At 73.6% G+C, this 19,000-nt stretch carries 21 protein-coding genes; 7 read left to right on the forward strand and 14 right to left on the reverse strand.

Features of this window, described 5'->3' with window-relative positions; translation table 11 throughout:
- Nucleotides 1-11 precede the first annotated feature (11 nt).
- The 6 genes from ACZ4M5_RS20955 to ACZ4M5_RS20980 form a co-directional block, all read right to left on the reverse strand.
- Nucleotides 12-773 (reverse strand): ABC transporter permease, encoded by a 762-nt coding sequence (locus tag ACZ4M5_RS20955; protein ID WP_467738905.1) that lies wholly within the window; start codon nucleotides 771-773, stop codon nucleotides 12-14.
- Nucleotides 770-1,720, reverse strand: a complete 951-nt coding sequence (locus tag ACZ4M5_RS20960) for an ATP-binding cassette domain-containing protein (RefSeq protein ID WP_467738907.1) — start codon at nucleotides 1,718-1,720, stop codon at nucleotides 770-772. Before ACZ4M5_RS20960 ends, ACZ4M5_RS20955 begins: the two co-directional genes overlap by 4 nt.
- A 73-nt stretch (nucleotides 1,721-1,793) precedes the next feature.
- Nucleotides 1,794-2,435 (reverse strand): PadR family transcriptional regulator, encoded by a 642-nt coding sequence (locus tag ACZ4M5_RS20965; protein ID WP_467738909.1) that lies wholly within the window; start codon nucleotides 2,433-2,435, stop codon nucleotides 1,794-1,796.
- A 24-nt stretch (nucleotides 2,436-2,459) separates the two neighbouring features.
- Nucleotides 2,460-3,008, reverse strand: coding sequence for a DinB family protein (locus ACZ4M5_RS20970; protein ID WP_467738911.1), 549 nt, complete (start codon nucleotides 3,006-3,008; stop codon nucleotides 2,460-2,462).
- 107 nt (nucleotides 3,009-3,115) lie between these two features.
- Entirely contained in the window at nucleotides 3,116-4,579 is a 1,464-nt protein-coding gene (locus ACZ4M5_RS20975; protein WP_467738913.1) for an aldehyde dehydrogenase family protein, read from the reverse strand.
- 70 nt (nucleotides 4,580-4,649) lie between these two features.
- Nucleotides 4,650-5,474: a helix-turn-helix domain-containing protein gene (locus tag ACZ4M5_RS20980; RefSeq protein ID WP_467739442.1), complete on the reverse strand. Its 825-nt coding sequence runs from the start codon at nucleotides 5,472-5,474 to the stop codon at nucleotides 4,650-4,652.
- A 343-nt stretch (nucleotides 5,475-5,817) separates the two neighbouring features.
- Between ACZ4M5_RS20980 and ACZ4M5_RS20985 the strand changes: the two genes are divergently transcribed.
- Entirely contained in the window at nucleotides 5,818-6,333 is a 516-nt protein-coding gene (locus tag ACZ4M5_RS20985; RefSeq protein ID WP_467738915.1) for an ATP-binding protein, read from the forward strand.
- A 98-nt stretch (nucleotides 6,334-6,431) separates the two neighbouring features.
- Here the strand turns inward: ACZ4M5_RS20985 and ACZ4M5_RS20990 are convergent, their stop codons facing one another.
- The 5 genes from ACZ4M5_RS20990 to rpmG form a co-directional block, all read right to left on the reverse strand.
- Nucleotides 6,432-6,650 (reverse strand): DUF397 domain-containing protein, encoded by a 219-nt coding sequence (locus ACZ4M5_RS20990; RefSeq protein WP_467739444.1) that lies wholly within the window; start codon nucleotides 6,648-6,650, stop codon nucleotides 6,432-6,434.
- 632 nt (nucleotides 6,651-7,282) lie between these two features.
- Nucleotides 7,283-7,516: a 30S ribosomal protein S18 gene (gene rpsR / locus ACZ4M5_RS20995; protein ID WP_467738917.1), complete on the reverse strand. Its 234-nt coding sequence runs from the start codon at nucleotides 7,514-7,516 to the stop codon at nucleotides 7,283-7,285.
- 6 nt (nucleotides 7,517-7,522) lie between these two features.
- Complete coding sequence (locus ACZ4M5_RS21000) at nucleotides 7,523-8,725, reverse strand: CobW family GTP-binding protein (RefSeq protein ID WP_467738919.1); 1,203 nt, start codon at nucleotides 8,723-8,725, stop codon at nucleotides 7,523-7,525.
- Between the two features lie 4 nt (nucleotides 8,726-8,729).
- On the reverse strand, nucleotides 8,730-8,978 hold the full coding sequence (locus ACZ4M5_RS21005; protein ID WP_369198432.1) for a type B 50S ribosomal protein L31: 249 nt from the start codon (nucleotides 8,976-8,978) through the stop codon (nucleotides 8,730-8,732).
- A 2-nt stretch (nucleotides 8,979-8,980) separates the two neighbouring features.
- Nucleotides 8,981-9,145, reverse strand: coding sequence for a 50S ribosomal protein L33 (rpmG, locus tag ACZ4M5_RS21010; RefSeq protein WP_003991959.1), 165 nt, complete (start codon nucleotides 9,143-9,145; stop codon nucleotides 8,981-8,983).
- 63 nt (nucleotides 9,146-9,208) lie between these two features.
- On the opposite strand from rpmG, the gene rpmB reads away from it, so the two are divergent.
- From rpmB to ACZ4M5_RS21030, 4 genes are all read left to right on the forward strand, one after another.
- Nucleotides 9,209-9,445 (forward strand): 50S ribosomal protein L28, encoded by a 237-nt coding sequence (gene rpmB, locus ACZ4M5_RS21015; protein WP_467739446.1) that lies wholly within the window; start codon nucleotides 9,209-9,211, stop codon nucleotides 9,443-9,445.
- Nucleotides 9,445-9,750, forward strand: a complete 306-nt coding sequence (gene rpsN / locus ACZ4M5_RS21020) for a 30S ribosomal protein S14 (RefSeq protein ID WP_467738922.1) — start codon at nucleotides 9,445-9,447, stop codon at nucleotides 9,748-9,750. Before rpmB ends, rpsN begins: the two co-directional genes overlap by 1 nt.
- Nucleotides 9,751-9,880: 130 nt before the next feature.
- Complete coding sequence (locus ACZ4M5_RS21025) at nucleotides 9,881-10,408, forward strand: hypothetical protein (protein WP_467738924.1); 528 nt, start codon at nucleotides 9,881-9,883, stop codon at nucleotides 10,406-10,408.
- A 233-nt stretch (nucleotides 10,409-10,641) separates the two neighbouring features.
- On the forward strand, nucleotides 10,642-11,184 hold the full coding sequence (locus tag ACZ4M5_RS21030) for a DUF4232 domain-containing protein (protein WP_467738926.1): 543 nt from the start codon (nucleotides 10,642-10,644) through the stop codon (nucleotides 11,182-11,184).
- 176 nt (nucleotides 11,185-11,360) lie between these two features.
- Here the strand turns inward: ACZ4M5_RS21030 and ACZ4M5_RS21035 are convergent, their stop codons facing one another.
- Nucleotides 11,361-12,461: a DUF2786 domain-containing protein gene (locus tag ACZ4M5_RS21035; protein ID WP_467738928.1), complete on the reverse strand. Its 1,101-nt coding sequence runs from the start codon at nucleotides 12,459-12,461 to the stop codon at nucleotides 11,361-11,363.
- Nucleotides 12,462-12,535: 74 nt separating this feature from the next.
- Here ACZ4M5_RS21035 and ACZ4M5_RS21040 point away from each other — a divergent pair, with 74 nt between their 5' ends.
- Both ACZ4M5_RS21040 and ACZ4M5_RS21045 read left to right on the forward strand, forming a co-directional pair.
- Nucleotides 12,536-13,276, forward strand: coding sequence for a Clp protease N-terminal domain-containing protein (locus tag ACZ4M5_RS21040; RefSeq protein WP_467738930.1), 741 nt, complete (start codon nucleotides 12,536-12,538; stop codon nucleotides 13,274-13,276).
- Between the two features lie 55 nt (nucleotides 13,277-13,331).
- A complete protein-coding gene (locus ACZ4M5_RS21045) occupies nucleotides 13,332-15,020 on the forward strand; it encodes a bifunctional 3'-5' exonuclease/DNA polymerase (RefSeq protein ID WP_467738932.1) in 1,689 nt (562 codons plus the stop codon).
- A gap of 85 nt (nucleotides 15,021-15,105) precedes the next feature.
- Here the strand turns inward: ACZ4M5_RS21045 and ACZ4M5_RS21050 are convergent, their stop codons facing one another.
- Together ACZ4M5_RS21050 and ACZ4M5_RS21055 are read right to left on the reverse strand one after the other, a co-directional pair.
- Nucleotides 15,106-17,463: a BTAD domain-containing putative transcriptional regulator gene (locus ACZ4M5_RS21050; RefSeq protein ID WP_467739448.1), complete on the reverse strand. Its 2,358-nt coding sequence runs from the start codon at nucleotides 17,461-17,463 to the stop codon at nucleotides 15,106-15,108.
- A 387-nt stretch (nucleotides 17,464-17,850) separates the two neighbouring features.
- Nucleotides 17,851-18,996 carry an RNA polymerase sigma factor gene (locus ACZ4M5_RS21055; RefSeq protein WP_467739450.1) on the reverse strand — a complete coding sequence of 382 codons (1,146 nt, stop codon included), beginning with the start codon at nucleotides 18,994-18,996 and terminating at the stop codon, nucleotides 17,851-17,853.
- Nucleotides 18,997-19,000 lie beyond the last annotated feature (4 nt).

Genomic DNA, 19,000 nt, shown 5'->3' on the forward strand with positions numbered 1-19,000 from the left:
GACGCCGGTGTTCACCGGCTCAGCCGCGCGAACCTGCGCACCGCCAGCGGGAAGAACACCGCCAGCAGGGCCAGGGGCCAGGCGACCGCCGCCCAGACGTGCCCGGACTCCGCGCCGGGGGCGCCGAAGAGGTCCCGTACGGCCGTGGCCGTGTGGGACATCGGGTTCCACTCGACCACCGTGCCCAGCCAGCCGGGCATGGAGCCGGGCGCGGCCAGGGCGTTGGACAGGAAGCCGACCGGCCAGACCAGGATCTGCACGGCCTGCACCATCTCCGGCCTGCCGGCCACCAGGGCGAGGTGGATGCCGATCCACAGCATCGCGAAGCGGAACAGCAGCAGCAGGCCCAGGGCGGCGAGGAGGGCCGCCGGACCGCCGCCGGGCCGCCAGCCGAGGGCCACGCCCACGCCGATCAGCACCAGCAGGGCCAGCGCCGACTGGAGCATGTCGGCGGCCGAGCGGCCGACCAGCACGGCCCCGTCGGCCATCGGCATCGACCGGAACCGGTCGATCACCCCCTTGTTCAGGTCCTGTGTGACGGCGAGCATCGTGCCCTCCAGGCCGAAGGCCATGGTGAGCGCGAGCATGCCCGGGATCAGGTAGTCGCGGTACTCGCCGCCCACGCCGCGCCCGCCACCCACCAGGTAGCCGAACATGAGCAGGAGCATCACCGGGAAGACCAGGTTGACGGCCAGCTGGACGGGCTGCCGCTGCCAGCGGGCGAGCTCACGGCGGGTCATGGTCCAGGAGTCGGTCAGGGCGTGCGCGGTCACGCGGCCTCCTTCACTCGGTGGCCGTCCCCGGTCAGGTGCAGGAACACCTCGTCCAGCGTCGGGCGGCGCAGGGCGACGTCCTCCGCCTCGATCCCGGCCTCCCGAAGGGCCCGTACGACACCGGCCAGGGCCTCCATGCGGTCGGTGACCGGGGCGCTCAGCAGACGGCGGTCGGGGTCGACGGCCACGTCGGCGAGGGGCAGCAGGGCGACGGCCGCGCCCAGCTGTCCCGCGTCCCGCAGCACCACGTCGATGCGGTCGCCACCGGTCTCGGCCTTCAGTTCGTCGGCCGTGCCCTCGGCGATGACGCGCCCGCTGTCGACGACGCTGATCCGGTCGGCGAGCTGATCGGCCTCCTCCAGGTACTGGGTGGTGAGCAGCACCGTCGTCCCGCCGCCGACCAGGGCGCGGACGGACTCCCACACCTCGGCCCGCCCGCGCGGGTCGAGGCCGGTGGTCGGCTCGTCCAGGAACAGCACCTCCGGGTCGGTGATCAGGGAGGCGGCCAGGTCGAGCCGGCGTCGCATGCCCCCGCTGTACTGGCCCACCGGCTTGCGGCCGGTGCCGGCCAGGCCGAAGCGCTCCAGGAGTTCGCCGGCCCGCGCGCGGGCCCCCTTCGCGCCCAGGTGGTGCAGCCGGCCGAACAGCTCCAGGTTCTGCCGGCCGCCGAGCTCCTCGTCGAGCGCGGCGTTCTGCCCGAGCAGGCCGATGCGCAGCCGCACGGCGTACGCCTCGCGGACCACGTCGTGGCCAGCCACCACGATCCGGCCCGCGTCCGGCCGCAGCAGCGTGGACAGGACCCGGACCAGGGTGGTCTTGCCCGCGCCGTTCGGTCCGAGCACCCCGTGCACCGTGCCGCGCGCGACCGTGAGGCCGAGCCCGTCCAGCGCCTTCTTCTCGCCGTACCTCTTGTGCACGCCTTCGACGGTGATCGCCGCGTCGGCCACTGAGCCTCCTCTGCTAGTCAAACTTGACTACGTGCTCGAAGATATCCCCGCGATCGTCATTCGTCAAACTTGATTAGTGGGAATCCCCGGGATGGCGCTCCCCCGTCGCGTACGGGTTCTCCTCGTCCTCGGCCAGGACGCCCACGAACGGGTCGCCCTCGTCGGCGAAGGTGTAGGCGCCGTTCTCGATGCGCTCGATCAGCCCGCGGGTCCACTCGGCCTCGGAGTCGGCCGTGTGGACCCACATGTTCATGATCTCCCCGATGTGGCCGAGCTGCTGCGGCCCCTCCTCCGGCGCGTAGTGCTCCAGGACGGCGGCCCGCCACTGCTCGATGTGCAGCGTCCGTTCCTTCAGCAGGGCCACCGCCTCGGCCCGGGGCAGGTCCACCACGAAGCCGACGGCCGCCGTCTTCACGTCCCCGCGCTGGTCGTAGGTGACCAGCGACTCACGCAGCAGCCGGAAGTACTCCTCGGTGCCCTGCCCGGTGAGCTCGTACTCGGTGCGCGGCGGGCCGCCGGCCGTGGACGGGGCGACCTCGTGCGCGTGCAGCAGGCCCTGCTTGGCCATCTGCTTCAGCGCGTGGTAGATCGAGCCGGGCTTGGCGCTGGACCACTCGTGGGCGCCCCAGTACTCCAGGTCGTTGCGCACCTGGTAGCCGTGGGCCCGCCCGTGCATGCGGACCGCGCCGAGCACGAGGAGACGGATCGCTGACATGGGGCCAGCGTAGGACGGGCGAGGTCAGCCCCAGGCGCTGCCCTGCTCCTTCGCCACCAGCTCGAAGGCCGTCGCGCCGTCCAGCGACTCGCGGATGATGTCCGCGTGACCGGCGTGCCGGGCCGTCTCGCGGATCAGGTGCAGGCAGAGCCAGCGCATGGACAGCCGTTCGTCCTTGGGGTTCCAGGACGTCGCCGGCAGCAGGAACGTGTCGTCGAGGGACGGCACCTCGCGGATGAACGCCTCGGTGCCGGCGGCCACCTTCTCGTAGTACGCGAGCTGCGACTCCACGCTCTCGTCGCCGATCAGCCGGAAGCACTCGTCCCAGTTCGACTCGTCCCGGTGGACGGCGGGCGGCTCCCCCTTGGCACGGGCGATCCAGCCCTGCTCCACCTCCGCCACGTGCTTCAGCAGTCCGGCCAGGGACAGCTCGCTCGCACTGGGACGGGACGTCGCCTGCTCCTGCGTCAGGCCCAGCAGCGCCCGGCGGATGCCGCCCCGCTGCTCGGCGATGAAGGACAGCAGCGCTCCGCGCTCGTCGCCGGGTGCCTCCGCGGGAACGTGAGTGACCATGACCGCCGCCTTCCGCCGTGACCGGGGGCCTCTCCCCCGCACACCGACGACGCTACGCACCCTTGCGGTCAGGTGCTGTCCGCAAGGCCCGCGGGAGCGGCGGCGGATCAGAACGGGAAGCCGCTGCGCCCGTGCTGCACCGAGATCCACTTGGTGGTCGTGAAGGCGTCCAGCATCGTCTCGCCGTTGAGACGGCCGAGGCCCGAGGCCTTCTCGCCACCGAAGGGGACGATCGGCTCGTCGTGCACCGTGCCGTCGTTCACGTGGAACATGCCGGTGTCGATCCGCTGGGCGAACCGCACGCCCCGCTCGACGTTCCCGGTGTGCACGGCGCCGCTCAGGCCGTACGGGCTGTCGTTGACCAGGCGCACGGCCTCCTCCTCGCCGTCGAACGGCACCAGGAAGACGACCGGCCCGAAGACCTCCTGCCGCAGCAGGGCGGAGCCGGCGGGCACGTCGGTCAGCACGGACGGCTCGACGAGGTTGTCGGTCCGTCCGCCGCGCACCAGGGCGGTGGCGCCCTCGGCCAGCGCCTGCTCGACCACGCCCGCGAGCGCCTCGGCCTGCGAGGAGTTGATGACCGGGCCGATCACGGTCTCCGGGTCGCGCGGATCGCCCGTCTTGAGGCCCTTGACCTTGGCGACGAACTTCTCGGTGAACTCCTCGGCCACCGAGCGGTCGACCAGGACGCGGTTGGCGGCCATGCAGACCTGGCCCTGGTGGACGTACCGGCTGAAGACCGCGGCGTCGACGGCGTAGTCCAGGTCGGCGTCGTCCAGGACCACCAGCGCGCTGTTGCCGCCCAGTTCGAGCACGGACCGCTTGAACTGGCGCGCGCACACGGTGGCGACGTGCCGGCCGACCTGGTCGGAGCCGGTGAAGGAGATGACCTTCGGGACCGGGTGCTCGATGAAGGCGTCCCCGATCTCGGCGATGTCGGTGATGACGACGTTGAGCAGGCCACCGGGCAGTCCCGCGTCCTCGAAGAGCTTGGCGACCAGGGAGCCGCCGACGATCGGCGTGTTCTGGTGCGGCTTGAGGACCACGGCGTTGCCGAGGGCCAGGGCCGGGGCGACGGACTTGATCGACAGCAGGAAGGGGAAGTTGAACGGGCTGATCACCCCCACCACGCCGACCGGCACCCGGTAGACGCGGTTCTCCTTGCCGTCCACGGGCGAGGGGATGATGCGCCCGGCGGGGACGAGGGCCAGATGGACCGCCTCGCGCAGGAACTCCTTGGCAAGGTGCAGCTCGAAGGCGGCCTTCAGACGCGTGCCGCCGAGCTCGGCGATGATGGCCTCGGATATCTCGGCCTCGCGCTCCTCGACGAGCCGCAGCGCCTTCTCGAAGACCGCGCGGCGGGCGTAGGGGTTGGTCGCCGCCCACTGCTGCTGGGCGCGGGCGGCGGCCCGGTACGCCTCGTCGACCTCGTCAGCCGTGGCGATGGTGATCGACGCCAGCTTCTCGTCGTCGTAGGGGTTGAAGTCGATGATGTCCCAGGAGCCGGTGCCCGGGCGCCACTCACCGTCGATGTACTGCTGTGCGAGCTCGGTGAAGCAGGACGACGACATGTGATCCCTCGATCCCTGAGACCTTCGATCGCTTCCCCGCGATCTGATCACGCGTCATCGTACTGATGTTTCAGGAGAGTTGGAGGAGACCCCGCAGAAGGTCCCGGCTCTCGGCAGGGCCGGGGCTGTCGCGCTGGAGCTCCTTGAGCGCCCGCTCGTAATGGGCGACGTCCTCGGCCTTGTCCAGGTACAGCGCGCTGGTGAGCTGCTCCAGGTACACCACGTCCGACAGGTCCGACTCGGGGAAGCTGAGGATCGTGAACGCGCCACTCTCCCCGGAGTGCCCGCCGAGGCTGAACGGCACCACCTGCAGGCGCACGTTGGGCCGCTCCGAGATGTCGATGAGGTGCTGGAGCTGGCCGCGCATCACCTCGCGGTCGCCGTAGGGGCGGCGCAGCGCGGCCTCGTCCAGGATGATGTGGAAGTCGGGCGCCCGCTCGGCCACCAGGTGCTTCTGCCGCTCCAGACGCAGCGCCACGCGCCGCTCGACGTCGGCCTCGCTCGCTCCCTGCATGCCCCGCCGGACCACCGCGTGCGCGTAGGCCTCGGTCTGCAGCAGGCCGTGCACGAACTGCACCTCGTACGCCCGGATCAGCGAGGCGGCGCCCTCCAGGCCGACGTAGGTCGGGAACCAGCTCGGCAGCACGTCGGAGTAACTGTGCCACCAGCCCGCGACGTTGGCCTCCTTGGCGAGCGACAGCAGCGAGGAGCGCTCCTGCTCGTCCGTGATGCCGTACAGCGTCAGCAGGTCCTCGACGTCCCTGGTCTTGAAGCTCACCCGGCCCAGCTCCATCCGGCTGATCTTCGACTCGGAGGCGCGGATCGAGTAGCCCGCCGCCTCGCGCGTGATGCCCCGCGCCTCACGCAGTCGCCTGAGTTGTGATCCGAGCAGCATGCGCCGCACCACCGATCCCGGCTCTCCCGCGCTCACGTTCGCCAGCCTCCCCAACGGTTCCAGGGGCCGAAGTCTGCCACTAAAACACTTCGAGCAGTACTCGTCCGGTTACGGAAACGGAATCGAGACAGTCGGCGCACGCGCGCGGCCGGAAGGAAGAGGTAGGTGAACGGCCATAGTGCGACGTCAAGTTGACGGAAAAATTGACCAAGAAGCGGTACGGGACGTCGCATTCCGGTCACCTGCACGTGCATCTGCCCTTGCATCTGCTGTACGCATCCGAAACCATGGTCCCGCACCACCGCTGCATCGCACCGACCGCGAACACCCGGGAGTGCCTCGCATGGGGACGAATGGATCGACCATGCTCGAGCCGTTACGGCAGGGCCTTCCGCCGCTGGACCCCGCGGCCGTGTCCCACGCCGCCTCCTGCGCACTGCCGGCCCGCTTCGAAGCGGTGGGCGAGGCACGCCGGTTCACCCGCAGAACCCTCGACCAGTGGGACCTGGGCGACCGCTTCGACGACGTCTGCCTGGTGGTCTCGGAACTCGTCACCAACGCCCTGCGGCACGGGCTGCCCGCGAGCACCCTGTGCGCCGCCCGCCGCGAACCCCCGGTGCGGCTGCACCTGATGCGGTGGACCGAGCGGCTGGTGTGCGCGGTGCGCGACCCCAGTCACGACAGTCCGGTCGCCCGGGAGACCGACGACTGCTCGGCCGAGTCGGGACGCGGACTGTTCCTCGTCGACTCCTTCAGCGACAGCTGGGGCTGGCACCCGCTCGCGGGCGCCCTCAGCGGCAAGGTGGTGTGGGCGCTGTTCCGGCTCCCGCACACCGGCTCCGGTCCGGCCGGCGGCTGAGAAACCGCGGCGCCTCCTCGCGTCGCGGTTCTACGCGCGTCACAGCGACCGGCGGCCCGACCGGCGCCCCGGGCGGCTCACCGGGGCCGACATCGCTGTCATCCGCCGACCAGATGGTCGAACTCCCCGTCCTTCACACCGAGCAGCATCGCCTCGATCTCGGCACGGGTGTAGACCAGCGCGGGACCGTCGGGGAAGCGGGAGTTGCGCACCGCCACATCACCGCCCGGCAGCCGGGCGAACTCCACACAGGATCCCTGCGAGTTGCTGTGCCGGCTCTTCTGCCAGGCCACACCGCTCAGCCTGGTGGCCGCCATCCCGTTGTACGCGTCGTGGTCCACAGGTCGCTCCCCGGTGGTGCACTGGCTGGTGTGGCCATTGATGCAGCGGTCAACTGACCCGGATCATAGCTCTGTTCATGTGCAGATGCAGAGGCAGATGCACGTGCACGCGGGGTGGTCCCGCGGTTACAGCTTTGACGACCGCTTTACCGAAAGCTCTTGCTTGTCTGACGCCGCTGACGCGGGTCGCGTTCCCCCGGTCCGGGGCCGAATACGGCGGGCCGGGCGCTATCCAAGGGATGCGGAGCATCCGCTCGCCGTGCCACCGGACGGCTGTGCGGCGGGTGAGCCGCGCCCTGCGACCGCATCCGGAAGGGCCGGGCACCCGCGTGAGCAGGCACGAATGCGCCGCACGGACCATCCGGCCGTCATCCGCCCGTGCCCGGCCCGGCTCGGCCCGGCGTCCGCTTTCCACCCGGCGCACAGTACCGGGCCGGCCGCTCGAAGCGCTTTCCCCGCTGTCCGCCGGACGGCCCGCCCGGGCCGGGCGACCAGCCGCCCGGCCCCTTCGGGCGGCCCGCCGGGCAGGCCGCCGCGCGGAGCCCGGCACGAGCAAGAGGTCCCCCACGCGTCAAGCGTGGGGAACCTCACCCGGATCCGTGATGTGTTCAGCGAGCGGCGTAGGGCAGCAGCGCCATCTCCCGCGCGTTCTTGACCGCCACGGCGATCTGCCGCTGCTGCTGCGCCGAGACGCGGGTGACCCGGCGGCTGCGGATCTTGCCGCGGTCGGAGAGGAACGTCCGCAGCAGATCGGTGTCCTTGTAGTCGACGTACGTGACGCCTGTCCGGTCCAGGGGGTTGGGCCGGTTCCGGGCGGGCGTGCGGTCGGGCTTGCGGGGCATGGCGGTTCAGACCTCCAGGAGGGTGTCGAAGGCGTGCGGCAGGCGCTGCCAGGCCGCGCGCCCGGCCGCGTATTCGGCGTCGGTGAGCCGGCAGGACTCCAGCAGCCGCACCAGGCCCTCCCGGTCGAGGCCGGGCGAGGTGAAGACCAGGTGCTGGCCGCGGTCGCCGTGCTCGGGGTGCCAGTCCAGCGCGGCGGCGGCCCGGCGTACCGGCGGCACCGTCTCCCAGGCCGCGTCCGGCAGCGAGGCCAGCCACGGCCCGGCGCTCTCCACGCACAGGGCCCCGCCCGCCGCGTCCCAGTGGAACAGCGTGTCCGGCTTGTCGGCGAGCCAGAACCGCCCCCGGCTGCGGGCGGCCGCGCAGGTCAGGTCCTCCAGCGCGGCGTAGAGCCGCTCGGGGTGGAAGGGGCGGCGACTGCTCCACACCAGGGTGGTCACGCCGTGGGCGTCGGCCTCGACGGGCAGCAGGGCGCAGGCGGGGTGCTGGGCGGCGGCGGCCGCCTCGACGTCGAAACCGGCCAGGGCGGCCCGGGCCAGGGCCGTGTCCGTGGAGGCGGCGGCGTCCGGCCGGCCGGGGCGGGCCGGCGAGACCGGGTCCGGCGGCGCGAGGGGCACCTGCCGGGCGGTGGGGTGCAGTTGGGCGAGCAGTTCGCGATCCTCGTCGTCGGCCTCGGGAGAGTCGGCGACCGCGAGGACGGGGGCGTACTCCAGCTGACGCGCGAACGTGTCGGCGACCGTGCGCCGGTCGGTGGCGGCCGCGGCCAGGCCGCCGTCGGCCAGGTCGTCGCCGTCGGCCAGGTACGGCAGGACCAGGGCCGGGTCGACGGCGGTGATCACACCGGTGACGGTGAGCCCCCCGGCCGCGACGACCTCGGCCATGGCCTTGGGCTCGACGGAGTCCCACAGTTCGACGATCGCGAGCCGAGTGGCTCCGGCGTCCCGCAGCCGTTCCAGCTCGGGCACCAGGTCCTCGCGCAGGGCGCAGCACGCGCAGTCGTCGGCGAGCGGGGTCTCGCCTGTGTCGAGGAGCCCGGCGGCGTCCCGGACGGTCCGTACGACCGTGCCGGAGGCCGCCGTCGACAGGTCGTGGTGAAGGACCACGGCGCCGGGCACGTCGGCGAGCAGCCGCGCGACGGCCGACCTGCGGGCGCCGGCGTGCAGCCCGCCGACGATCACGACGGGAAGCTCGGGCTCGGGGAGCTCGGACACGGCGTCAGCCCTTCTTCCCGTACCGGCGCTCGAAGCGCTCGACGCGGCCCGCGGTGTCCAGCACCCGGGCGGTGCCCGTGTAGAAGGGGTGGCTGACGTCGGAGATCTCGACGTCGACGACGGGGTAGGTGTTGCCGTCCTCCCACTCGATCGTCTTCTCGCTCGTCATGGTGGAGCGGGTGAGGAAGGCGTAGTCGGCGGCGCGGTCGCGGAAGACGACCGGCCCGTACGCCGGGTGGATGCCCTCGCGCATGGTCAGCGCTCCTCTCGGAAGTCGACGTGGCGGCCGGCGACCGGGTCGAACTTGCGCAGGGTCAGTCGGTCCGGGTCGTTGCGGCGGTTCTTGCGGGTCACGTAGGTGAAACCGGTCCCGGCGGTGGACCGGAGCTTGATGACCGGCCGGAGTTCGTTGCGAGCCATGCCGCTATGCTACTGAAAATGAATTCCATTTACATCGCCTGGGATGAGAGGTACGTCACCACCATGTCCGCGCACTGCATGCTGACCGGGGCCCGCCCCGGGTTCGGCCACCGCATCTCGCACTCGCACCGGCGCACGTCCCGCCGGTTCGACCCGAACGTCCAGTCCAAGCGCTACTGGCTGCCGAGCGAGAGCCGGTACGTGCGGCTCCGGCTGAGCGCCAGGGGGATCAGGACCGTCGACACGATCGGCGTCGAGGCGGCCGTCGCCCGGATCCGGGCCCGGGGAGTGCGGGTCTGATGGCGAAGAAGAGCAAGATCGCGAAGAACGAGCGGCGCAAGGAGGTCGTCGCGCGGCACGCCGCCCGGCGCGCCGAGCTGAAGGAGATCGTCCGGCGGCCCTCGTCCACCGAGGCCGAACGGACCGCCGCACAGGCCGAGTTGCACAGGCAGCCGCGGGACGCGAGCGCCACGCGCCTGCGCAACCGCGACCAGGTGGACGGGCGGCCTCGCGGGTACTTCCGGGCGTTCGGGCTGTCCCGGGTCGGTCTGCGGGAGCAGGCGCACGCGGGGTTTCTGCCCGGTGTGCGCAAGTCGTCCTGGTGACGGGCGTCCCCGGGGCCCCTTGACGGGCCCTGGTAGCTTGCTGCGATCGTTCCGGCCATGGGTCCGGCCGACCGGTTCTCCGGGACCGGCCCGCCGATCGGCTACAGCTTGGGGGCTTGCAGTGACTTCGGTGATCTTCTCGCGTCGCTCCGGCGCCGTGCGCGTCGCGGCGGCGGTCGCGGGGCTGGTGGGGGCGCTCGCGCTGAGCGCGTGCAGCGGCGACGGCGGCTCCGGGGACGACCCGGCGTCGAGCCCGTCCGCCTCGGCGTCGGCGGGCACGGGCGGCGACTCCGGGTCCGGGTCGTCCGGGTCGGACTCCGGCTCCGGCGACGAGGCCGGCGGCGAACTGGCCGGCAGCTGGCTCGCGACGACCGACGGCAAAGCCGTGGCCCTGGTGATCACCGGCAAGCAGGCCGCGCTGTTCGCCACCGGCGGGGGTGTGTGCAGCGGCACCGCGGGCGAGGAGTCCGGGACGAGGACGATCCGCCTGAAGTGCGCGGACGGCTCCAAGGGCCGGAGCACCGGCACGGTCGACTCGGTCACCGGGACCAGCATGAAGGTCACCTGGGAGAACGGCGTGGGCACCGAGACCTACACCAAGGCCGAGGGCGGCAAGCTGCCCACGGGTCTGCCGACGGCGAGCCTCGACGCGCAGTAGCCGCCCGGCGGCGCGACGACGGGCCGCGGTACGCCTCCGGGCGCCGCGGCCCGTCCGGCGTTCGGGGGATTCGGCGGGGGTGCGTGCCCGCGCGGCATCCCGGTGCGTGATGATCCAGGGAGCCGAAGCCCCTTCCGTTCCAGGGAGGCGAAGCCCCTTCTTTCCGGGGAGCCGAAGCCCTTTCTGTTCCGGGGAGCCGAAGCCCCTTCCGCTCATCACGCCCAGAGGACCTCATGCGCACCCTGCCCGTCACCCTGGCCGCCGCCCTCTCCGCGACCCTCCTGCTGACCGCCTGCGGCAGCGGCGGCGGCGACAGCGCCGACGACACGAAGAACACGGACCCGTCCAACGGCCCGGCGGCCTGCGCGCTGCGCGCCATGGACGTCGAGGTCGGGGCGGGCGCCGCCCCGGCGGCCGGCGACACCGGCAACGTCACGGTCACCCTCACCAACCAGGGCGAACCGTGCACCCTGAAGGGCTTCCCCGCCGTGGACCTCCTGGCCGAGGACAGCACGACGAACGTGCTCCCCGAGGAGGGCGCCCAGGCCCAGCCGCTCACCCTCGGCAAGGACGCCACGACGTCCTTCACGATCACCTACGTCCGCGGCGAGGCCGACCCCGCGAAGAGCCTGATCGTGCACGCGGCGTCCTTCACGCTGCCCGGCGCGCCGAAGGACGCGCACGAACTGAAGTGGTCCTACGGCCCGGTGGCCCACCCGGAGGACGGCGACCTCGCGGACGCCACGGTGAGCGGGTTCGAGACCTCGGGGGACTGAGCACGGCCGCACCGAGCGGACGGCAGGATCGCCCGGTGGCCGAGGCGGGGCAAGTGGCCGCGAGAGGTGGCGGACGTGGGCGCCCCGGCCGCCCCGGAGGCCGCCCGCGCGTCAGTCCAGTCGTGGCCGGTGGCGGACCGTGGGCGCCCCGGCCGCCCCGGAGGCCCGCCCGCAGGTCAGTCCAGTCGTGGCCGGTGGCGGACCTGGGCCCGGTCCGCCGCCCGGGCGCCCTCCGTCCAGCCCGCCGCGTCGCGTACCGAGCGCAGCCGGGTCGTGGTCGTCTCCGGGAACATCCGGTCCAGCCGTCCGGTGACGGCGACCTCGCGGGAGGCCAGGACCGGCAGCAGGTCGTCGGTCACCTGCGTCTCGGCCGCCGCGGCGAGGCGGACGCCGACGCGGTGGGCGTAGGCCGCAAGGAAGGACTGGCGGAATGTCTTGGTGCGCTTGCGCCCAGCTGCGCGCTGGGCCACCTCCGCCGTGGTCATCGCGGTCGTGGCCTGCACCAGCAGGGAGGTGTACAGGAGCTCGACCACCTCCAAGTCGGTCTCGAACCCGACGACCGTGGAGAAGCCCAGTGCCTCGTTCCACACCGCCCGGCAGTGGTTGGCCGTGGCGACGGCGTCCAGCAGCACCGCCTTGGTCTCCTCGTAGGGCGGCTCCACCCCGATCCGGCACGCCCCGGGCGTCTCGGGCGACGGCGCCCGCGCCGCGAGCAGCGCCTCGTCGACGCTGTACCGGGCCGTCAGCTCCTGCGCCTTGGCGCTGAGCGCCTCCGCCTCCTCCGGGAAGCCGGTGGCCTCCGCCTTGGCGAGCAGGGCACGGATGCGGGTCAGCATGCGGGACTCGGTGTGCGCGCCCCCGGGCTGCTCGTCCAGCACCTCCAGCGGGGGCAGGCGCAGCAGCAGCCGGTACAGCTCCAGGACGGCCGTGGCGTACGAGAAGCGGTCGGTGCGGGGCGGCGGGTCGGCCGGCAGTGCGGCGAGCTGGGCGCTCCAGCGCCGTCCGCGCGGCCGGTCGGCACCCCGCTGGGCCCGGATCAGCTCCGCCGCGAGCCGTACGTGCACCTCGTCCAGCTCGCGCCGGACGACACGTACGACGTCGGCGGGCTGCCAGCCCCGGCGCCAGGCGGCCGCCACGAACTCCTGCCCGCGCCGGGCGAGTTCGGCGTCGGCCGCGCGGTCGGCGGCCAGCAGGGACGCGCCGGTGTCCAGGGCCGTCTCGCCGGTCTCGTAGAGGGCGGAGGCGAAGGCGCGGTCGACGGTGCTGGGCGTGCTCACCCGGCCGATGGTGCCACGCGACCGACTGTCAACCATCGGTTGACACCTACGGGGGTGCAACCTACGGTTGACGCATGACGAACCCCGATCCCACGTCGTCAGTCCGCCTCGACGACCTCATCGCCGCCATCAAGAAGGTCCACCACGAACCGCTGGACCAGTTGCAGGACGCTGTGATCGCCGCGGACCACCTGGGCGACGTGGCCGACCACCTGATCGGCCACTTCGTCGACCAGGCCCGGCGCTCCGGTGCCTCCTGGACCGACATCGGCAGGAGCATGGGCGTCACCCGGCAGGCCGCGCAGAAGCGCTTCGTGCCCAAGGAGTCGGCCGACCTCGACCCCAGCCAGGGCTTCAACCGGTACACGCCCCGCGCCCGCAGCGCGGTGATGGCGGCGCACAACGCCTCCAAGGCCGCCCGCAACACCGAGGGCCTGCCCGAGCACCTCGTCCTCGGCCTGCTGGCCGAGCCCGACGCCCTCGCCGCGAAGGCCGTCGTCGACCAGGGCGTCTCCCTCGACGAGGTCCGCGCGGCGGCCACGGCGGCGCTCCCGCCCGCCGCCGACGACGTCCCGGAGCTCGTGCCGTACGGCCCGGCCGCCAAGAAGGTCCTGGAGCTCACCTTCCGCGAGGCCCTGCGCCTCGGGCACAACTACATCGGCACCGAGCACATCCTGCTCGCCCTCCTGGAGCACGAGAACGGCCAGGGCGTCCTCAGCGGCCTGGGCATCGGCAAGGAGCGGACGGAGCAGTACGTCGCCAAGGTGCTGGAGAAGATCGCGCGGGCGCAGGAGAACGTGCTGGACGAGTCCTGACCTGCTCCGGCGGTGGCCGGGGGGCGTTGTCAGACCCCCCTGGCAGACTCGCTGCATGACCGACCGGTGGGCGCTCGCCCCGGCCGAGGACGGCGGCGTCGAGGTCGCCCCCCTCGGTCCGGACGGGCTGCCCGCCGGGCCGGTGCGGCGGGAGGCGGACCCCGCCGAAGCCGTGCGGAGCCGTCCCGGCGTCACGCGGTGGGTGTGGCAATCCACCGCCGAGGTCTACCCGCGCCTGCTCGCCACGGGGGTGCGAGTCGAGCGGTGCTACGACATCGAGGCCGCCGAGACGCTCCTCCTCGGCCACGAGGGGCGGTACGGGGAGCCCCGTTCGGCCGCGGCCGCCCTGGCCCGGCTGCGCGACCTGCCCGTGCCGCCCGATCCGCCGCAGCGATCCGCCGCCCCGGGCGCCCAGTCCTCCCTGTTCGAACCCCAGGGCGTCCACCTCCCCCTGGCGGACCTCCTCGCGGTCTACGCCGAGCAGCAGCGCAGGCATGGAAACGCCCGGCACCCCGACCGGATGCGGCTCCTGACGGCCGCCGAGTCGGCGGGCATGCTGGTGGCCGCCGAGATGAACCGCGCGGGTCTGCCCTGGAGCGCCGAGGTGCACCGGGCCGTGCTGCACGACCTGCTGGGCGAGCGGTACGCGGGCGGCGGTGAACCGCGCCGCCTGGCCGAACTGGCCGACGAGGTGTCCGCCGCGTTCGGCCGCCGCGTCCGCCCCGACCTGCCGGCCGACGTCGTCAGGGCCTTCGCGCAGGCCGGCATCAAGATCACCTCGACCCGCCGCTGGGAGCTCCAGTCGGTCGACCACCCGGCCGTGAAGCCGCTCATCGAGTACAAGAAGCTGTACCGCATCTGGGTCGCCCACGGCTGGTCCTGGCTCCAGGACTGGGTGCGCGACGGCCGGTTCCGGCCCGAGTTCCTCGCGGGCGGCACCGTGACCGGGCGCTGGGTCACCAACGGCGGGGGCGGCCTGCAGATCCCCAAGGTCATCCGCCGGGCCGTGGTGGCCGACCCCGGCTGGCGGCTCGTCGTCGCCGACGCCGACCAGATGGAACCGCGCGTCCTCGCCGCCATCTCGCGCGACCCCGGCCTGATGGAGGTGGCCGGGCGGGAGAGCGACCTGTACCAGTCCGTCTCCGACCGGGCCTTCTCCGGCGACCGCGACCAGGCCAAGATCGCCGTGCTCGGCGCGGTGTACGGGCAGACCTCCGGGGACGGCCTGAAGAACCTCGCCGCCCTGCGCCGCCGCTTCCCCCGCGCTGTGGCCTACGTCGACGACGCCGCCCGGGCCGGGGAGGAGGGCCGCCTCGTACGGACCTGGCTCGGCCGCACCTGCCCGCCCGCGGCCCGGGGCGGGGACGACGGCACGGAGGAGGCGGGCATCCCGGCAGCCGACGAGGAACAGCCCGGGTCCGCGCAGTGGCTGCCCGGCTACGCCTCCACCGACGCCCGCGCCCGCGGCCGCTTCGCCCGCAACTTCGTCGTTCAGGGCAGCGCGGCCGACTGGGCGCTGCTGCTGCTCGCCGCGCTGCGCCGGACCTGCGCGCCCCTGGCCGCCGAGCTGGTCTTCTTCCAGCACGACGAGGTGATCGTGCACTGCCCCGAGGAGGAGACCGGCGCGGTCGTCGAGGCGATCCGCGAGGCGGCGGCCCTCGCCGGACGGCTGACCTTCGGCGAGACACCGGTGCGGTTCCCGTTCACGACGGCCGTGGTCGAGTGCTACGCGGACGCCAAATGAGGGGCGGGCGTCGCGCTGCGGCGACGGCGGGACGAGGGGACGGGCGAGACCGGCGACCCGCCGCGGTGTTCCGCTCCGCCCTTCCTCACCCGCCCGGCTCCCGGGCGAAGTCCCGCACCAGGTCGTGCGGCGTGAAGCGGCCGTACGCCGTCTCCTCCAGGAGCGCCACGTCGTGCAGGCGGTCCAGCGCGGCCTCGGTGCGGCGCGCGTCGAGGCCGGTGAGAGGGGCGAGGTGCCCGGCGCCGTAGGCGGGCAGGCCGAGCGCGCCGATGCGGCGCAGGACGAGGGCCGCGTCCCGGTCGGCCGTGTGCTCGGAGGCGGTGAGCGCGTCGTAGGTCACCGCCAGGGAGCGCCGGACGCTCAGGTCGTCGTACTCCAGGAGCCGCAAACGCTCCCTCCCGTCGGCCAGTTGGCCCGCCAGGCTCTCCGGGGTCAGGGCCGGGCGTGCGGCGAGCCGGGCGGCGACGATGCGCAGGGCCAGGGGGAGGCGGCCGGTGCGCGCGACGAGGAGCCGGGCCGCCCGCGATGTGCTCAGGTCCTCGCGCCCCGAGGCGACACGCAGCAGTTCGACGCTCTCCTCCTCCGACAGGGGCGCCAGCGGGAAACGGGCCGCTCCGTCGAGGGCGGTCAGCGGCGACCGGCTCGTGACGAGCACGGCGCACCCGGCACCGCCCGGCAGCAGGGGCCGTACCTGCGCGGCACTCGCGGCGCCGTCCAGCACCAGGAGCGTGCGGGTGGGGGCGAGCAGGGACCGCAGCAGGGCGGACGCGGCGTCCGGGCACTCGGGGACGCGACAGGGCTCGACGCCGAGGTCACGCAGCAGCACGGTGAGGGCCTGGCCGGGGGTCAGCGGCGTTCTGCCCGGGGTGGCACCGTGCAGGTCGAGATGGAGCTGCCCATCGGGGAAACGTTTCGCCAGGGCATGCGCCACCCCCAGCGCGAGTGCGCTCTTGCCGACCCCGGCCATCCCGCTGACCACCACGGTGGGACAGGGCCCGGTGCCGGCGAGAGTGCGGCGGAGGGCGTCGCGTACGGAGAGACGCCCGGTGAAGGGGCGCGGGGCGGGGGGCAGTTGGGCGGGCCGGGGTGAGGGGCGGGGCGGGGCGGGAGCGGGGGGTGCGGGCGGGGCGGGAGCGGGGGGTGCGGGGGCGGCGGGGAGGTTGCTGGTGTCGGTGGGTGACGGTGGGGGTGCGCCGGCCGGGTTGGTGAGGGGGGTGGCCGGGGGCTGGGGCATGGCAGGGGGGTTGCTGGTGTCGGTGGGTGATGGTTGCGGCGCGCCGGCCGAGTCCGCGAGGGGGACGGGCGCGGGCGGGGGGACGGCGGGGCGGTCGCTGGTGCCGGTGGGCGCGGACGGAGGGGTGGCAGTACGGCCGGTGACGGGGGCGGGCGGGTAGGGCGGTAGGGCAGCACCGCCGGTGATCGGAGCGGGCGGGTACTGCGGCAAGGCAGCACGGTCGGTGACAGGGGCAGGCAGGTGCGGCGGCAAGGCAGCACCGCCGGTGACAGGGGCAGGCAGGTGCGGCGGCAAGGCAGCACCGCCGGTGACCGGAGCGGGCGGGTGGGGCAGCCCGGCAGCACGGCCGCTCGTGTCGGCGGTTCCCCGCAGCACCTCCACGTGCGCCGCCCGCACCCCCGGCCCGGGCTCGATGCCGAGCCGGTCGACCAGGCGGGTGCGCAGTTCCGTGTGGACGGCCAGGGCCTCGGCGCGGCGGCCGGTGCGGTGCAGGGCGAGCATCAACTGCCGGTGGTAGACCTCGCGCAGCGGATACTCGTCCGCCAGCACCGCGAGTTCCGGGACCAGTTCGTCGAGGCGCGGGCCGCCCAGCGCCAGTTCGGCGTCGTAGCGCCACTCCAGGAGCAGCAGCCGTGCCTCACGCAGCCGGTGCGTCAGGGCGTATCCGCCGACCTCGGGCGGCAGCCCGGCGAGCGGCGCGCCACGCCACAGCGCGAGTGCGGCCTCGACCTCCCGCACCACGCGCACCCGCTCGTGGCACAGGTGCGCGGCCCGGGCGGCCGCGACATGGGTGTCGAACACGTCGACGTCCAACTCGCCCTCGTCCACCCGCAGCACGTAACCGGACGGCACCGTCCGCAGCCGCTCCGGATCGTCGAGCAGCCGCCGCAGCCGGGCCACGTGGTTGTGCAGCGAGGCGTGGGCGGAGACGGGCGGGGCCCCGCCCCAGAGCGCGTCCTTGAGCGCGTCGACGGAGACGACCCGGCCGGCGTCCAGGAGCAACGCGGCCAACAGCGCACGGGACTTGGGACTCCGGACGACCAGGGCCTCTCCCGGACCACCTTCCCGGGCGCTCCCCGGCTCACCGCCACGGGCCGCATCCGCGCCACCGCCACGGGCCGTTTCCGGGCCACCGCTACAGGCCGCCTCCGAGACACCTCCACCCGTGCCGTCGAACAACGCCGGTGGCCCGAGCAGCCCGAACCGCATCACCGCTTTGCCTCCCCCGTGCCCGTACCCCTGACGCGATCCCGTTCCCGGACGGCGGCTTTCCGCCACGTCCGTCGGTGTGGTCACGCCGGAACGGCCCCCTGTCCGGGCCGTTCTCGATCTTGGTTCGGTGACTTCCGGCCAATCGACGAACGGCGCACCAGCGAACCGTTGGCCACATGTTAGCGATCGGTTGGCAAGGTTTGATGTGATCACCTCATCGGATCCGGTCCGGGGGCGCGCGCGTATGGACGCGCAACTCGGGGGAGTGCCGCCGCCGCGGCCGGATCCGGGCCCTGGCCGGCGGAGGTGATCGGCCGGGGCCCACCCTCTTTCCGGCCCGGCCCGGCCCGGCCCGGGCAGGTCAGGTCAGGTCAGGTCAGGGCCTCACGGGCTCAGGTCGGTGTTGAGCCGGGCCGCCCGGCGGGTCAGGTGGTCCCGCTCGGCGAGGTTCGGTGCCTTCCGCGCCGCCTCCACGTACAGACGGGCCGCCGTCGCCCGGTCGCCGTCCCGTTCGTGCAGGTAGGCGGCCACCGCGCTGTGGCGAGGCAGCCCGCTGTCGAGGTCGGCGAGCGCCGCCAGACCGGCCCGCGGCCCGTCGGCCTCCCCCACGGCGACCGCCCGGTTGAGCCGGACGACCGGACTGTCGTTCAGCCGTACGAGCTCGTCGTACCACTCGACGATCTGCACCCAGTCGGTCTCCTCGGCCGTCTGCGCGTCGGCGTGCAGGGCGGCGATGGCGGCCTGCGCCTGGTACTCCCCCAGCCGGTCGCGGGCGAGTGCCGCCTGCAGGATCCGGACGCCCTCGGCGATGAGCCGGGTGTCCCAGAGTCCGCGGTCCTGCTCGGCGAGCGGCACGAGGCCGCCGTCGGGCGCGGTCCGGGCGGCGCGCCGGGCGTGGTGGAGCAGCATGAGGGCGAGCAGCCCCCGCACCTCCGGGTGGTCGGACCGGGCCGCCAGCTGCCGGGTGAGCCGGATGGCCTCGGCCGCGAGGTCGACGTCCCCGGAGTAGCCCTCGTTGAAGACCAGGTACAGCACGCGCAGCACGGTGGCGACGTCGCCGGGCCGGTCGAACCGCACTCTCGAGACCGTGCGCTTGGCCCGGCTGATGCGCTGCGCCATGGTGGCCTCGGGCACGAGGTAGGCCCGGGCGATCTGGCGGGTGGTCAGACCGCCGACGGCGCGCAGGGTGAGGGCGACCGCGGACGACGGGGTCAGCGACGGGTGAGCGCACAGGAAGTACAGCTGGAGCGTGTCGTCCACCGCGGGCGTTGGCCCGGCCGGCGGTTCCTCGTCGACGAGGTCCTCCCGCCGGCGCCGGGCGGCGTCCGCCCGGGTCGCGTCGAGGAACTTGCGCCAGGCCACGGTGACCAGCCAGCCCTTCGCGTCCCGCGGAGGGTCGTCCGGCCAGACGCGGACCGCCTCGATCAGCGCTTCCTGGACGGCGTCCTCGGCCGCCGCGAAGTCGGCTCCGCGGCGGACGAGGACGGCGAGCACGCCCGGGGTGAGGCTGCGCAGCAGGACCTCGTCCATCGGT

This window comes from Streptomyces sp. NPDC026246, assembly GCF_055567995.1.

Coding starts and splice junctions, on each gene's coding strand:
- rpsN (WP_467738922.1), top strand. CDS start 9,445: ATGGCGAAGAAGAGCAAGATCGCGAAGAACGAGCGGCGCAAGGAGGTC.
- ACZ4M5_RS20985 (WP_467738915.1), top strand. CDS start 5,818: ATGGGGACGAATGGATCGACCATGCTCGAGCCGTTACGGCAGGGCCTT.
- ACZ4M5_RS20990 (WP_467739444.1), bottom strand. CDS start 6,650: ATGGCGGCCACCAGGCTGAGCGGTGTGGCCTGGCAGAAGAGCCGGCAC.
- ACZ4M5_RS21030 (WP_467738926.1), top strand. CDS start 10,642: ATGCGCACCCTGCCCGTCACCCTGGCCGCCGCCCTCTCCGCGACCCTC.
- ACZ4M5_RS21040 (WP_467738930.1), top strand. CDS start 12,536: ATGACGAACCCCGATCCCACGTCGTCAGTCCGCCTCGACGACCTCATC.
- rpmG (WP_003991959.1), bottom strand. CDS start 9,145: ATGGCTCGCAACGAACTCCGGCCGGTCATCAAGCTCCGGTCCACCGCC.
- ACZ4M5_RS20980 (WP_467739442.1), bottom strand. CDS start 5,474: ATGCTGCTCGGATCACAACTCAGGCGACTGCGTGAGGCGCGGGGCATC.
- ACZ4M5_RS20965 (WP_467738909.1), bottom strand. CDS start 2,435: ATGTCAGCGATCCGTCTCCTCGTGCTCGGCGCGGTCCGCATGCACGGG.
- rpmB (WP_467739446.1), top strand. CDS start 9,209: ATGTCCGCGCACTGCATGCTGACCGGGGCCCGCCCCGGGTTCGGCCAC.
- ACZ4M5_RS20970 (WP_467738911.1), bottom strand. CDS start 3,008: ATGGTCACTCACGTTCCCGCGGAGGCACCCGGCGACGAGCGCGGAGCG.
- ACZ4M5_RS21045 (WP_467738932.1), top strand. CDS start 13,332: ATGACCGACCGGTGGGCGCTCGCCCCGGCCGAGGACGGCGGCGTCGAG.
- rpsR (WP_467738917.1), bottom strand. CDS start 7,516: ATGCCCCGCAAGCCCGACCGCACGCCCGCCCGGAACCGGCCCAACCCC.
- ACZ4M5_RS21050 (WP_467739448.1), bottom strand. CDS start 17,463: ATGCGGTTCGGGCTGCTCGGGCCACCGGCGTTGTTCGACGGCACGGGT.
- ACZ4M5_RS20975 (WP_467738913.1), bottom strand. CDS start 4,579: ATGTCGTCGTCCTGCTTCACCGAGCTCGCACAGCAGTACATCGACGGT.
- ACZ4M5_RS21005 (WP_369198432.1), bottom strand. CDS start 8,978: ATGCGCGAGGGCATCCACCCGGCGTACGGGCCGGTCGTCTTCCGCGAC.
- ACZ4M5_RS21055 (WP_467739450.1), bottom strand. CDS start 18,996: ATGGACGAGGTCCTGCTGCGCAGCCTCACCCCGGGCGTGCTCGCCGTC.